This is a genomic window from Streptomyces sp. LUP30, from assembly GCF_001746365.1.
GTDB lineage: Bacteria > Actinomycetota > Actinomycetes > Streptomycetales > Streptomycetaceae > Streptomyces.
In genome coordinates this window covers 1-14,385 of the sequence record NZ_MJAJ01000047.1, presented here as the reverse complement: position 1 = coordinate 14,385, position 14,385 = coordinate 1, and the positions used below count along the sequence as shown (strand labels likewise).

The window sequence follows — 14,385 nt, the reverse complement described above, 5'->3', positions numbered from 1 at the left end:
GGCGCCCCGGTCTCTCCGTGCCGGGTTCAGTCCGTCGCGAAGCGGTCCAGCAGGGCGTCCAGGCCGGCCTCCAGGCCCTCCGGGCCACCCCGCTCGGCGAGCGTCGCGGCGCTCTCGCGGAGCCGGGGCAGCTCCTGGGGCGGCATCCGGTGCAGTCCCAGACGGAAGGCGGGGTCCTCCTCCTCGGGGTTGTCCACCATGGCGCGCAGCTCCACGGCGACGTAGCCGAGAACCCAGCCGGTGAAGGCGCGGAAGACCGCCGCGGTGCGGTCCGGGCCGAGCCCCGCGTCCCGGAGCAGCGCGAGCACCCGCTCGTGTTCCTTCAGCACGGCGAGGGGCCTCCTGGCGAGCGGAACGGCGAGCATGCGCGTGGTGAGCAGCGGCACGGCCTGGGGATGGGCCAGGCAGACCTCGTAGGTCGCCCGGGCGATCCGGTGGAGTTCGCCGCGCCACGCGGCCGGGTCCGGCGGGGTGGCGCCCTCCGGCGGGGAACCGGCGGACAGCCGCTCGACCAGTTCGAGGTAGAGAGCCTCGACCAGTCCGTCCAGCAGGGCGTCCTTGCCCTCCGCGTAGCGGTACAGCGCCATGGCCTCGACGCCGAGCCGGGCGCCGAGCCGGCGCATGCTCAGTGCGGAGAGGCCCTCCTCGTCCACCAGGTCCAGGGCGGTGGCGAGCACCAGTTCGCGGCTCAGCCGCCCGTAGTGGCCCCGATCGCTCGCGCGCCGCGCCGGTGCGGGGGCCTCGCCGTCCTTGCCCCGCGTACGTTCCTTGGCCATGCCTGTCCTCCGTACGGCCCGCCCGCCCGAGATCCTGCTCGTGTTGACTCTATGCAGCTACGGGGGCAAGGTGTATCTATACGGCGTAAACTTACGCCATTCGGATGAATGTGACGTCGCCATTCTTCCCCAGCGGAGTCGGCACCGGGGAGCAGGAGATGACAGTCGGACGGACGCGGCCCCGCAAGCCGCCGGGGGGAACGGCCCGGGACGCCCGGAACGGGAGCTCCCACCACCGCGCCGGTCCGGGCGATTCCCCAGAGCCGCGCCCCGGCGCCGGACCGCGCGAGCACGAAGCACCGCACCCCGCCTCCGGTCCGCGCGAACACGCGGGAGAACCGGACGTTCCGTTCGCCGTCACGCATATCAGCCGGGAGGCACGCAGCGCTGTCCAGCGTGTCTTCGCCTCGGGCTGGGTGACCACCGGAAACGAGACCGGGCTTTTCGAGAAGGAGTTCGCGGCCTACGTCGAGGCCGAACGCGCAGTCGCCGTCAGCTCGTGCACGGCCGCCCTGGAGCTGGCGCTGCGCGGCCTCGGCCTGCCGCCCGGCGGCAAGGTCCTGCTGCCGGCCGTGACGTTCTGCGGCGCCGCCCAGGCCGTCCTGCACGCGGGACTCCAGCCCGTCCTGGTCGACGTCGACCCGCGCACCGCCATGGCCGACCAGGCCACCGTCTCCCGCGCGGCCAGAGCCTGCGGATGTCCCCACGCGATGATGGTGCTGCACTACGCGGGAGCCCCCGCCCCGGTGACAGCCCTTGCCGAGGCCGCGCAGCTTCCGCTCACGCGGGTGATCGAGGACGCCGCGCACGCGCTGGGCACCGCGGTGGGCGACCGGCCCGTGGGCAGCCTGTCACGCGCCACGTGCTTCAGCTTCTACGCCACCAAGAACCTGCCCATCGGTGACGGCGGCATGGTCACCACGGACGACCCGGAGCTCGCCGAAGGGATCCGCCGGGCCCGGCTCCACGGGATGTCCGCCGACGCCTGGCGACGCGACATGCCGGGCGGCAGCTGGCGGTACACCGTCGAGGGCCCGGGCCTGAAGGCCAACATGACGGACGTCCAGGCCGCCGTCGGGCGCGCCCAGCTCCGCCACCTCGACGACTGGCAGCGGCGCCGCCACGAACTCGTCCGGCGCTACACGGCGGCGCTGGAGAGCTTGCCCGGCATCGAGCCCCTGGATGTCCCCACCCCCGGCCGGCACGCCTGCCACCTCTACGCCGTGCGAGTGACGCCGGAGTACGGCAGGAGCCGGGACGAGCTGAGCGAACTGCTCGCCGAACGCGGCATCGGCACCTCGGTCCACTTCATCCCGCTGCATCACATGCCCTACTTCCGCGCCACAGCGACGATCCCGCCCGGCGGCCTGCCGGGAGCCGACGCGCTCTTCCCCCAGCTCCTCTCCCTGCCCCTGCACCTCGAGCTCGCCGACAGCGCGGTCGACCGGGTCTGCGACGAACTGGCCCGCCTCGCCCAGCCGCACACCCCGCCCCCGCCCCCGCCCGCCCCTGCCGCCGCGCCCCCGGAACCGCCCCGGCCCACCGGTCTGCGCACGCTCGTGCTCGGCGCGGGCGAGGCGGGGCGGGCGCTCGCCCGCGATCTGGCGCGGACCCCCCAGTTCGGGCTCGACCCCGTCGGCTTCCTCGACGACGACCCCGACAAGCGCCGAGCCGCCGTCATCGGTGAACTGCCTGTCCTCGGCGAGGTGGACGGAGTGCGGGAGACCGTGCTCGCCCACGGCATCGAAGCGGTGGTCCTGGCCATCCCGGGTCTGGGACGCGAACGTTTCCGCCACGTCGTGGGCGAGGCCGAGGCCACGGGCGCCAGCGTCCGCTACCTTCCCTCCTTCATCGCCGCCCTGCGCCGGGACGTGGTCGGCAGCGACATGCGGGCCCTGGACGTGCACCAGCTGATCGGCCGCACCGAGATGCACGTGGTGAGCCCCGAAGCCCGGTCCACGATCGTCGGCAGACGGGTCCTGGTGACCGGCGCCGGCGGCTCCATCGGCAGCGAGCTGTGCCACCAGGTGCGCGCCTTCGGCCCCAGCCGGCTCTTCCTCCTCGATCACGACGAGTCCAACCTCCACCGGCTCCAGCTGGAGCTGTACGGCGACGCGCTGCTCAGCGACGACATCGTCATCTCCGACATCCGGGACCGTCCCAGGATCGACCAGATCTTCCGCGAGCTGCGGCCCGAGACCGTCTTCCACGCGGCGGCGCACAAACACCTCCCTCTCCTCGAACGGCACCCCTGCGAGGGCGTGAAGTCGAACGTGCGGGGCACCGAGAACCTGGTCCGGGCCGCGGCCGCCGCCGGTACCGAACGCTTCGTCCTGATCTCCACGGACAAGGCGGCCGACCCGGTGTCCGTGCTCGGCGCGACGAAGCGACTGGCCGAACTCATCGTGAGCGACGCCCAGGGCAGCGCCCCCGAGGGAAGCGTCTTCACCGCAGTCCGCTTCGGCAACGTGCTGGGCAGCCGGGGGTCCCTGCTGTCCGTCGTCGCCGAGCAGCTGGGATCGGGATCCCCGGTGACCGTCACCCACCCGGACGTCACCCGGTTCTTCATGACGGTCGAGGAGGCGGTCGGACTCGTCCTGGAGGCGGCGCGCATGGCCGAGGGCGGCGAGGTGTACGTGCTCGACATGAGCGGTCCCGTCCGCATCGTCGACCTGGTCCGAAGGTTCGCCCGCTCCCTGAACGTGCCGGACGTGGACATCCGCTTCACCGGCCTGCGGCCGGGCGAGAAGCTCAACGAGACGCTGTTCTCCTCCCACGAGGACCAGACGCACACCGCCCATCCGCGGATCCTCGCCGCGACCTCCTCCGCCCCGCGCGAGAACCCCTCCGCGCTCGCCGCCGTGCTGGCCGCCCTGAACGCCGCCGCCGAGCGCAACGACACCGGCGCGGTGCGCCGGGTGCTGGCCGGGCTCTTCCCCGGCTTCCCGGAATCCGCGTCCGGCCGGCAGACACCCGCCGTCATGGCCGATCCCTACCCGGACGACTTCTGATGTCCGCCCCTCGCGAATGGACCACGTGGCCGCCGAGGCCCGAGCCAGGCTCCAACGGCCGGAAGCGCCGCCGCGTCGTGCGCGGCGTGCTGATCGGCGGCCTCGTCGCCCTGCTGGCCCTGCTGGGGCTCCTGGCCGGCGGAGTCTGGTGGGGCACGAACCACTACGGCGACCAGGTGACCCGGATCCCCCACGCGTTCCCGCAGGACCGGCGCCCGCAGAAGACCGAGGGGCACGACAACGGAACGACCTTCCTGCTGGCCGGTGTCGACAGCCGCTCCAAGCGCCCGACGACCGGGAGCGACGCGACGGCGGACCTGTGGAAGCCGGGAGCGCAGCGCAGCGACACCCTGATGCTCGTCCACCTGAGTCCGGGCGAACGCACCGCCTACACCCTGTCCATACCGAGGGACAGCTGGGTGCCGATCCCGGGCCACGGCTCCGCGAAGGTCAACGCCGCGTTCTCCTGGGGCGGACCTCCCCTTCTCATCAAGACCGTGGAACAGCTCACCAGGACCCGGATCGACCATTTCGGCGTCGTCGACTGGCACGGCTTCAAGTCCCTGACCGACGCGGTCGGCGGTGTCCCCGTGACGGTCCCCGCGAACGCCTACGACCCCGAGCAGCACCGGGCCTTCACCGCCGGGAAGCAGACGATGAACGGCGACGAGGCACTGGCGTACGTCCGACAGCGCCATGGTCTGCCGGGCGGCGAACTGGACCGCATCAAGCGCCAGCAGCAGTTCCTGCGCAGCCTGGTCGCGCAGGTGCGCGGCGGGGTCCGCCTCACCGACCCGTTCGCGACCGGCCGGACCCTCGACGCGATCACCCGCACCGTGAGCGTCGACAGCGGCATGACCAACGGCGATCTGCGCAACCTCGTTCTCGGCCTGCGCCACCTGAGCGCCTCGGACGCGCGCTTCTCCACGGCGCCGATCGTCCGCTCCGAGATGATCCGACGCCAGTACGCCCTGCTCCTCGACAAGGAGAAGCTGCGGTCGCTGTGGCACGAGGTCGAGACCGGACACACGCCCGCCACCGGGCCGTGAGGCAAGGTCATGCGTCCCCGGCAGCAGACAGGCGGCGTTCCGGCAGGTCCCGCCGTGCGGTCGACCGGGGACGAGAAGGGGACGGACGGCACACCGGTGGACGGCGCGGAACCGGGGGCGCCGGGCGGGCGGCCGCGGGGTCTTTCCTCGGGCATGGGCTACAGCGGCCTCGCCCAGGCCGCCCCGCTGGTCGCCAACCTGTGCCTCACCCCGTACCTGATCCACCGGCTGGGCCTGGACCGGTTCGGCGTCTGGTCGCTGATCCTGGTCTTCCTCGCCACGCTCACCGTGCTCGACGGCGGCATCGGCGCGTCGCTCGCGCGCTTCCACGCCTTCCACGGCGCTCACGGCGACAAGGAGAGCACGGGACGGCTGGTGACAGGCTCGCTGGCCGCCTTCCTCCTCCTCGGTCTGATCGTCACGGGTCTGAGCCTGCTGCTCGCGCCCGTGATCACCGCCGCGGTGGACGTCCCGGACCACCTCAAGGGCGAGGCGGAGCAACTCCTGGTGCTCCTCGGTCCGTTGCTCACGCTGGCGCTTGCCTCGAACTCGGCGATCGCCCTCCTCCAGGCCAACGCGAGGTTCCGCCCGCTGGCCGCGGTCAGCGTCGGGGCGAGCGTGGCGTACGCCGTGAGCGTGGTCGTCCTGGTCAGGGAGGGAGGGGACCTGCCGCTGCTGGCGCTGCTGACCCTCGGCAGATACCTCCTGGTGACCGTCGCCGGTCTCCTGGTGGGGGCACGCTTCATCCGGGTCCGGCGGCCGCTGCTGCCGCCGCGCGCCGAGCTCCGCGACTTCGGCGCCTACGCCCTGCGCATGCAGCTGTCCGGTTTCACGGTCTTCCTCAACGGTGAGATCGACGCCCTGGTGATCGCCGCCATGCTGCCCGTGCGGTACGTGGGCATCTACGCGGCGGGTTATCAGGCCGCCACCGGCCTGCGCAGCCTTCCGCTGTACGGCTTTCCGCCCATCCTCACCCGGATGACCCGGGTCTTCGCCCGCAGCGGACTGCCGGGGGCGGTGCGGGAGTTCCCCGTGCTGGAGGCCCGCTGGCTGCCCGCGGTCCTCGCCTACGGCGTGATCACGACGGCCTCCGTCGGACTCGCCGTCCAGGTGTGGCTCGGCCGGGGCCTCGCCCTCAGCGGTGCCGTCGCCGCGGTCCTGCTGGCCGGCTACTCGGTTCAGGTCGCCCTGACCGGCATCCGGACCTGTTTCGTCCGCGCCATCGGCCTGCCGGGCCACGAGACGCGCTACTCCTGGTTCTCCACCGCCGTCAACCTGGCGCTGACCGTGCCGCTGACCCTGCTGTTCGGTGTCATGGGCGTCGTCCTCGCGACCGCCGTCGGCATCACGGCGGGCTCGGTGTACTTCGTGGTGCTGTGCCGGCGGCTGGCGGGACTGCGGGACCGGCGACTGCCCGGACGCTGGTGGCCCGTGACCCTCGTGGCGGCGCTCGTGGCCTGCCTCGGCAACCTGCTTGTCCTGCAGCTCGGGTGGCACGGGGTCCTGCCCCTGGCGCTGGCCGGCGTTCCCGTCCTGGCCGCGATCGGGCTCGCCTGGGCCCTGCTCCTTCCCGGGATCGTGGACCGGGCGACGCCCGGCGAGGAGACCCCGTGATCCCACGCACCCGACCCGATGAACTCCCCGAACCCCCGCAGAGGGAGGAGACGACGATGACAACCGTCGAGCGAGAGGCCGGACCCGCCACCCGGCCGCGGCGCGTGCTGATCCTGGCGCAGCTGGACGGCTTCGCCAACACCGTCAAGCCCCGCGCCATCGAGGAGTTCCTGCGCGACCGCGGCCACGACGTGCGGCTCGTCGACACCAACTGCCTGGCGCGGGCCTCCGGTGAGCCGGGCTCCGTCGGCCGGATGCTGCCGGGTTCCCTGCGCCCCGTGAAACTCGCGCTGTACGCCAACGACGTCGCCTCCAAGGTGCTCACCAGGCGCTGGAGGTTCGGCCGCAGGCACTTCTCGTACTACGTGCTCAGGACCGACCACCGGCTGCGGCGGCGCATCCTCGCCGATGAGCTCGCTCTCGACGACTTCGACCTCGTCATCTGTGAGACGCCCTTCGACTCGGGCGTCCTGACCACGGGCACCTCGGCGCGGACCCTGTACGACTGCCCCAACCCGTGGGCCGACGAGGTCTTCTACGAGCATCGCCTCACCGACCGCCAGCACGCACGGTTCCGGCACTGGGAGACGGACTTCCTGGACGGGATGGAGAACCTCTCCTTCTCCTGGGAGTCGTACGGCCGCTACGCACGCGAGCACTACGGGATCAGCGGAAGCAACTTCGTCCAGCTCAACTGGGGATGCACCCCCGCGAAGGAACGGGCCCGCTTCGCCGAGCCGCCGCGCGTCGCCTACCTCGGCTCTCTGAGCTCACGGTTCATCGACCTCCCGCTGCTCGCCCGGCTGAGCCGGAGGTACCCCGGCATCCATGTGTACGGAGGGCCGCCCCCCGACCCGGCGCTCGGCCTCGACTACCGCGGCTACGCGTCCCCCGAAGTCCTGCGGGAGTACCAGTTCGGGCTGATCACCTGCACCACGGACCTGCTGCGCCGTGAGGGATTCTCGGCCAAGCACCTGCACTATCTGGCGCAGGGACTGCCCGTCCTCGTCCCCGGCTGGCGGCGTCACCTGGACCTGCTGCGCGGATCGGTGCCCTACACGGAGGACTCGTTCGCCTCGGTCATCGACGGGTTGAGCGCACCGGACCGGTGGCGGAGGGCGAGCGACGAGGCGTACGAGCAGGCAGTTCAGCTGGACTGGAACCGGACCCTGGAGCCGCTGCAGCGGTTGCTCGACGCAGTGCCGTAGGCACCAACACCGCGGTGACCAGGGCGAAGGTCAGTGAGTTGCTGATGCTGAACGACCAGGGGCGTTCCAGGACCGAAGTGAGCAGGACAGGCAGCAGCACACTCGCGGCGGCGGGGTAGGCGGTCGCCCCGCCCCGCACCAGCAGCACGACGAGCAGCATCACGAAGAGGGCGAGGGCCACGACGCCGCCGGCGAACAGGAGGTCGATCCACTGGTTGTGCAGGGACGGTGACACCGCGGCGGGGATCTCGCCTGCGGGGTACTTCGCGGCCCACGCCTTTCCGCCCAGGCCGAACCAGGTGCCGTCGTGCAGCTCGTCCCTGGCCATGTCCCAGATGAGGGCGCGGTCCCCGAGGGTGCCGGGGCCCGGGTGGTGGAAGGGCGCGATGAGACCGACCGCGGCGGCCACACCCAGGATCGGCGCGGTGAGCAGCAGCTTTCCGGTCGAGACCCGTCGGTCGCCCGGCTTCGCCTCCTCGGGGAGTCGGGGGCGCAGCACGATGAGGAACGCCAGTGTGGCGAGGGCGGTCGCGGTGGCCAGCCTGCTGCCGCTGGCGACGGCCACGAAGGCGACGTAGAAGGCCAGGACGATGCGCACGGGCCCGCGCAGCCCCAGCCAGACGAAGGGGATGCCCACGACCAGGAGCAGACTGAAGATGTTCTCGTTGGTGAAGACACCCGCGTAGAGGATGCCGAGCACACCGCACGGGTTGTCCGGCCGGCACTCCCGCAGGACGGTGTCGGGCTGGATCAGGGCTTCGACCCCGCCGAGCAGCGTGGTCAGCAGGACCACGGCCGCGCCGCCGACGAACGCCGGGCGTCCGGGACGGGCGACGGCCGCGGCCAGCAGCGCGGCCAGCAGGACGAGCTGCCGGGGCGCGAGAAGCTCCAGGCCGTGCAGGCCGTCGGAGAACGTGAGGAGCAACGCGAGCGCGAGGGCGATCAGCGGGGCCGCGCGCACCTTCGCGCGGGCGATCAGCAGCCGGTGCAGGGCGAAGGCGAGACAGGCAACGAGCATCGTGCCGTTGGCCACCGACCCGATCTGGTTCACCCACGTGGGCAGTCCGATCACCACGTCGCCCAACGAGTCGAGCCGCTCGGAGCGGCCGGAGTGCACGACGTAGAGGATGGTCGACAGGTTCGCCAGGACGCCGACGAGCAGGATCATCGTCGAGGTGAGGTCCCAGTCGCCGAAGGCGCGGGCACGGCGGAGGGCGATCGTCGCCGGGATCAGCGAGAGCAGCGCGAGGACGCCCATCACGAGCGCCATGTCGGTCTGATGCTGCGTCATCCGACGACTCACCCGGCCTGGTCGCGGTGCGTTCCCGCACCGGGTGCCATCGCGCGCCCCGCGGGGGAGGAGCGTTCGTACCGGCTGCGGCTCGGCCGGTCCGGGGCACGGCGCGGACGCCGGCCGGCGGGTGCGGCGGTGAGGACCGCGCCGAGGACCCGCGCGTGGACCGCGGCGAGGCTGTCGAGGGCTCGGGAGGCGTCGTCTCGGCGGGTCCTGCCGGACCGGACGACGAAGAGCACGCCCTCGGTCACGGAAGCCAGGGCGACCGCGTCGGCGTACGGGAGCAGCGGGGGACTGTCGACCACCACGAGACCGCCGTCCGACTCCAGCGAGCGCACGAGCGCCTTCATCTCCGACGAGGACAGGAGTGTGTTCGGGTCGCCGGGGACCGGTCCGCTCGGCAGCACGCGTATCCGTGCGTCACCCCAGTTCTGCAGGGCGTCGTAGAGGGCGCACTCGCCGCTGAGCACACCCACGAGACCGGGGCCGGCGGGCAGCCCCAGTTCCTCGGCCAGCCGGGGCCGGCGCAGGTCGGCCTCCAGGATGATCACGTTCTGGCCGGTGCGGGCCACGCCGGTCGCCAGGTCGATCGCGGTGCTGGTGCGCCCCTCCTCCGGCAGAGCGCCGGCGATCAGCAGCGAGCCGGGAAGGCTGCCTCCGGCGCCGAATCGCAGCTGGGTACGGAACTGGTTCAGTGCCTCCGTGCGGGGAGTGGGCCCGGACGACTGCCAGGAGTTCGGCCGGTCGGGATCGGGCGGCGGAAGGACGCCCACCGTGGTCAGGTTCAGGTGGGTGCGGATGTCGCGTCCCGAACGGAGCGCGGTGTCCAGGGAGTTGCGCACCACCGCGCCGCCGACGCCCACGGCGAGTCCGGCGAGGATGCCGATGGCGATGTTCAGCCCGGGACGGGGACTGGTCGGGGTGGTGGGCGGCTGGGACCCGCCGACGACACTGGCCTTGACCAGGGGCGGGGCTCCGGCCGGGGACCCTTCGACGGCGGTGATGTACTTCGTGAACTGCTTGGCCGTCTCGTCGGCGATGTCCTGGGCCAGGAAGGGCGACCCGTCGCCGACCCGGATGTCCACGAGGGTCGTGTCGAGCGGGGCCTGGGCGCTGATCTTCTTCGCGAGCTCCTCGGGGGTCGTGCGGAGCTGGAGTTCGGAGATGACCCCGGCCAGCACCGTGGGGTTGGTGACGATGCGCGTGTAGGACTTGACGCGCTCCTGGGTGAACAGGCCGCCCTGGTAGGCGGCGGCGCTGTTCGGGTCCCTGGTCGCCACGAAGAGCTGCGCGGTCGCGGTGTAGGTGCGCGGGGTCAGGATCGTCGCGGCGACGGCCCCGGCCAGCCCGAGCAGCACACAGACCACGACGAACCGCCAGCGCTGGCGTATCACGTCGATGTAGTCGTGGAGATCCATGGAGGCTCCTCCGCGCGGGCCGATGGGGCCGCGCTTGACGTCTTCGGAAGTGGGGAGCAATAGTGAGATCACACCGATTTACGCCGTAAACATACGATATCAGCATACGGCTGGGACGCAGAATCATGGACCGACGCCCCCCACGGCTGGAGCGCTGCGCGGTCACCCCCTACGGAAGAGGAGCCGGCAGTTCCCGGGTCCGGGTCTTCCAGTGGCTGGACCGGGTCGGCGCCGACTTCGCCGTCGGCAGCTATCTCTCACTCCCGGACGCGGCCGCCTCACGCCTCGTCCGCCACCCGGTGAACCTGGCCCGGGCCGAACTCCGGCTGGCCGCGCTCGCGAGCGCCCGCCCCCGGCGGCTGCTGCTGCACCGTGAAGCCTCGCCGCTCAGCCGCGGCTGGTGGGAACGGCGCCTGCTCGCGAGCGCGGACTTCGGCGTGTACGACTTCGACGACGCCCTGCAGTGGGACCGCGGTGAAGGCGGTGTCCTGCGCCGGCTCGCGCCCAAGGCCGGCAAGACACGGGTGGCCGTTCGTCACGCGGACCGGGTCATCGCGGGCAACGCCGTCCTCGCGGACTGGGCCTCCCGGCACCACCGTGACGTGGTGGTGATCCCGAGCTGCGTGGCCCTGGAGGACTACACGCCCAAGGTCTCCTACGCGCTGCACGATCCGCCCCGGCTCGGCTGGATCGGTTCGCCCCACAACGAGGCGTACCTGCGGCTGATCGCCCCCGCGCTCGCGCGGGTCCACCGGCGCACCGGGGCGCGGTTGTTGCTCGTCGGCACGGGAGCGCCCGCCCTCGGCGCCCTGGAGCCCATGGTGGACCGGGTCGCCTGGAGTCCGGACGTGCAGCGAACCGCCCTCACCGGCATGGATGTGGGACTGATGCCGCTGGCCCCGACGGACTACAACCGGGGCAAGTGCGGATACAAACTCCTCCAGTACGCGGCCGTGGGCCTGCCCGCGGTGGCCAGCCCGGTGGGCGTCAACGCCGAGCTCCTGGCCCGCTTCGGCATGCCCGCGGCCTGCACTCAGGACGACTGGACCGAGGCGATCCTCGGTCTGCTCGGCGCCTCGACGGCCCTGAGGGAGCGGCTGGGACATGGCGCCCGGGAGGTCGCGGCGTCCTGCTATTCGTACGACGCCTGGCTGCCCCGCTGGGAGGCGGCCATGGAACTGGGCACGGTGACGTCATGAGTGAAGCGGTCGTGCCGCCGGGCGGACGGACCGCGCCGGCCGTCGACATCGTGATCGTGAACTGGAACGCCGGCCGGCACCTGCGTGCCTGTCTGCGCTCGATCGTCGAGGCCGACCGGTCCAGGCTGCCGGTGGCGCGGGTCGTCGTCGTGGACAACGCCTCCGTCGACGGTTCGCCGGACGCTCTCGCCACTCCCGGGATTCCGCTCGACGTGGTGCGCAACGCTCGCAATGTCGGCTTCGCGGCCGCCTGCAACCAGGGTGCCGCGCTCTGCGACTCCGGCCTGCTGCTCTTCCTCAATCCGGACACCGAAATCTATCCGGACGCGCTGCGTGTCCTCGGTGAGTTCCTGCAGACCCCGGACGCCGGGGCGTACGGGATCTTCGGGGCGCTGATGGTGGACGAGGACGGCCGTCCGCGGATCTCCTGCTCGCGCTTTCCCAGTCTGCGCATCTATGTGGGGAAGATGACCGGGCTCGACCGGCTCGCCCCCTCGCTCTTCCCGCCGCATCATCTGCGGCCGCGCGAGATGCCCCGCTCGGGCCCCGTGGACCAGGTGATCGGCGCCTGCTTCCTGGTGCGCCGTACCCTGTTCGACGCACTGCGGGGCTTCGACGAGCGCTACTTCCTCTACCTCGAAGAGGTCGACTTCGCGCTGCGGGCCCGGCAGGCCGGGCTGCCCTCCTGTCATGTGCACCAGGCGCGCGTCTTTCACGCCGAGGAGGTGAGCTCCTCCCAACTCGGTGCCTGGAGGCACTACTTGATGCTCTGCAGCCGGACCCGCTACGCGTTCGCGCACTGGACGCGGCCCGAGGCGTGGATGCTGACGGCCCTGAGCCTGTCCGTGGAGCCGGTCGCGCGCCTGGCGGCGGCGGTGCTGCGCGGGCAGCGCGCCGACGTCCGCGCCAACCTGGCCGTCCAATGGCGTTTCCTGCGCTGGCTGGGCGAACAGGGCAGGCCCGGTGCGCGGGAGGCGGCCACCTCCGCGGGCCCGGCGTTCTGAATTGCCCGATTTACGATGTAAACGTACAGTATCAGCGTGGAATGGGAACACGAAGCCGCGAAGGGCGCCCCGGCAGCCCGGCAGCAGGCTGGAGCAGGGACCGGGCGAGGGGACCGGATGGACGTCATCGACACCGCTCGCCACGACGACCGGCTGCTCATGGGTGCCGAACGGCTCGGTCCCGCGCGCCGGACCCTCGACATCGCCTTCGCGCTCACGCTGCTCGTCCTGCTCCTGCCGCTGCTGGCGCTCATCGCGCTCCTGGTCGAGGCGACCAGCGGCGCGCCCGTTCTCTTCCGCCAGGCCCGTGTGGGGGCCGGCGGCCGCGAGTTCACCCTGCTGAAGTTCCGGAGCATGAGACAGGGCGACGGCGGTCCCGAGGTGACCTGCGACCACGATCCGCGCGTGACAGGTCTGGGCCGCGTGCTGCGCCGCCTCAGCCTCGACGAACTCCCGCAGCTGTGGAACGTGCTGCGGGGGGACATGACGCTGGCCGGTCCCCGTCCCGAGGTCCCGCACCTCGCCGAGCGCTACCCCCCGCAGTGCCGTTGGGTCTTCCGGTACCGCCCCGGCCTGACCGGGCCGTGCCAGCTGCGATCCCGCTCCTACGCCCGCCGGCTCGACGGCCGTGCCGATCCCGAGGAGTACTACCTGCGGGTTCTCGTCGCCCAGCGCACCGAGATGGACGCGGAGTTCCTGCGCCATGCCACGGTGCCCAGGGTGCTGGTCCTCACGCTGAGGACCCTGTTCTATGTGCTCGCCGCGACGGGGGAGGGGCTGGGACGCCGGAGGCGGTCCCGCCGTGCCGAAGGAGGCGGATCCTGATGCGTGCCGTCGTGACCGGCGCGGCCGGGTTCATCGGTTCGCGGTTGTGCGAACACCTGTTGTCCTGCGGGGACGAGGTGATCGGCGTCGACGCGCTGACCGAGTTCTACGACCCCGTGCTCAAGCGCCGCAACCTCGCCCGGGTCCTCGGGCGCGACCGGTTCTCCTTCCGCCGGGGAGACCTGCTGCGGTTCCGGCCGGAGTCGCTGTTCGCGACGGCGGACGCGGTCTACCACCTGGCCGGCCAGCCCGGCGTCCGGGGATCGTGGGGCGCCGACTTCCCCCTCTATCTCGAACGCAACGTCCTCGTCACCCAGCGCGTGCTCGAAGCGGCACGGGACACCGGGCTGCGGCGGCTCGTCTTCGCCTCCAGCTCCTCGGTGTACGGCGACGCCGAGACGTACCCGACCCGGGAGACCCTGCGGCCCCGACCCGTCTCCCCGTACGGCGTCACCAAGCTGGCCGCGGAGCAGCTGTGCGAGACCTACCGCACGGTCTTCGGCGTCCCGACGGCCTCCCTGAGGCTCTTCAGCGTCTACGGCCCGCGGCAGCGGCCCGACATGGCCTTCTCGCGGCTGGTCGCGGCCGCCTGCGGGCACCGGACCTTCCCGATGTACGGCGACGGGGGGCAGAGCCGGGACTTCACCTATGTCGACGACGTCGTACGCGGCATGCGCGCGGCCGCCCTGTCCGGGTGGAGCGGGGTCGCCAACCTCGGAGGGGGCTGCGAGGTGACGATGAACCAGGTCATCGAGCTGCTCGGGCAACTGGCCGCTCCGGTCGACGTCGTGCGGGGGCCCGCGCGCCCCGGGGACGCCCGGCGCACGGCGGCCGACATCACCGTCGCGCGGGACGCCTTCGGCTACCGGCCCGTCATGGATCTGCGCGGCGGACTCGCCGCGATGGTGCGGGCCGAGCAGGCCTCCCGCGGGTTCCGCCCGAGCGAGCGCCCCGTCGCGGGCCGCCGCTGACTGCCCGGCCCGCCGG

General features: G+C 72.2%; 10 protein-coding genes. 7 read left to right on the top strand and 3 right to left on the bottom strand.

The window, feature by feature from the left end; genetic code table 11:
• Window positions 1-26: 26 nt before the first annotated feature.
• Window positions 27-776 (bottom strand): TetR/AcrR family transcriptional regulator, encoded by a 750-nt coding sequence (locus BG482_RS30530; RefSeq protein WP_069772415.1) that lies wholly within the window; start codon window positions 774-776, stop codon window positions 27-29.
• A 416-nt stretch (window positions 777-1,192) separates the two neighbouring features.
• Here BG482_RS30530 and BG482_RS41655 point away from each other — a divergent pair, with 416 nt between their 5' ends.
• The 3 genes from BG482_RS41655 to BG482_RS30515 are packed head-to-tail and all read left to right on the top strand — an operon-like array spanning window position 1,193 to window position 6,450.
• Window positions 1,193-3,787 carry a polysaccharide biosynthesis protein gene (locus BG482_RS41655; protein WP_256096529.1) on the top strand — a complete coding sequence of 865 codons (2,595 nt, stop codon included), beginning with the start codon at window positions 1,193-1,195 and terminating at the stop codon, window positions 3,785-3,787.
• Complete coding sequence (locus BG482_RS30520; RefSeq protein WP_079142342.1) at window positions 3,787-4,836, top strand: LCP family protein; 1,050 nt, start codon at window positions 3,787-3,789, stop codon at window positions 4,834-4,836. The genes BG482_RS41655 and BG482_RS30520 overlap by 1 nt, the downstream gene beginning before the upstream one ends.
• 54 nt (window positions 4,837-4,890) lie before the next feature.
• Window positions 4,891-6,450 (top strand): lipopolysaccharide biosynthesis protein, encoded by a 1,560-nt coding sequence (locus BG482_RS30515; protein WP_069772414.1) that lies wholly within the window; start codon window positions 4,891-4,893, stop codon window positions 6,448-6,450.
• A 1,080-nt stretch (window positions 6,451-7,530) separates the two neighbouring features.
• Here BG482_RS30515 and BG482_RS30510 read toward each other — a convergent pair.
• Window positions 7,531-8,949, bottom strand: coding sequence for an O-antigen ligase family protein (locus BG482_RS30510; protein WP_069772413.1), 1,419 nt, complete (start codon window positions 8,947-8,949; stop codon window positions 7,531-7,533).
• An 8-nt stretch (window positions 8,950-8,957) separates the two neighbouring features.
• A complete protein-coding gene (locus BG482_RS30505) occupies window positions 8,958-10,370 on the bottom strand; it encodes a polysaccharide biosynthesis tyrosine autokinase (RefSeq protein WP_069772412.1) in 1,413 nt (470 codons plus the stop codon).
• Window positions 10,371-10,495: 125 nt separating this feature from the next.
• On the opposite strand from BG482_RS30505, the gene BG482_RS30500 reads away from it, so the two are divergent.
• The 4 genes from BG482_RS30500 to BG482_RS30485 are packed head-to-tail and all read left to right on the top strand — an operon-like array spanning window position 10,496 to window position 14,369.
• Window positions 10,496-11,569 carry a glycosyltransferase gene (locus tag BG482_RS30500; RefSeq protein WP_069772411.1) on the top strand — a complete coding sequence of 358 codons (1,074 nt, stop codon included), beginning with the start codon at window positions 10,496-10,498 and terminating at the stop codon, window positions 11,567-11,569.
• Window positions 11,566-12,573, top strand: coding sequence for a glycosyltransferase family 2 protein (locus tag BG482_RS30495; protein WP_069772410.1), 1,008 nt, complete (start codon window positions 11,566-11,568; stop codon window positions 12,571-12,573). Before BG482_RS30500 ends, BG482_RS30495 begins: the two co-directional genes overlap by 4 nt.
• Before the next feature lie 36 nt (window positions 12,574-12,609).
• On the top strand, window positions 12,610-13,398 hold the full coding sequence (locus BG482_RS30490; protein ID WP_218108802.1) for a sugar transferase: 789 nt from the start codon (window positions 12,610-12,612) through the stop codon (window positions 13,396-13,398).
• Window positions 13,398-14,369, top strand: coding sequence for an NAD-dependent epimerase/dehydratase family protein (locus BG482_RS30485; RefSeq protein ID WP_069772408.1), 972 nt, complete (start codon window positions 13,398-13,400; stop codon window positions 14,367-14,369). The genes BG482_RS30490 and BG482_RS30485 overlap by 1 nt, the downstream gene beginning before the upstream one ends.
• The last annotated feature ends 16 nt before the right edge of the window (window positions 14,370-14,385 follow it).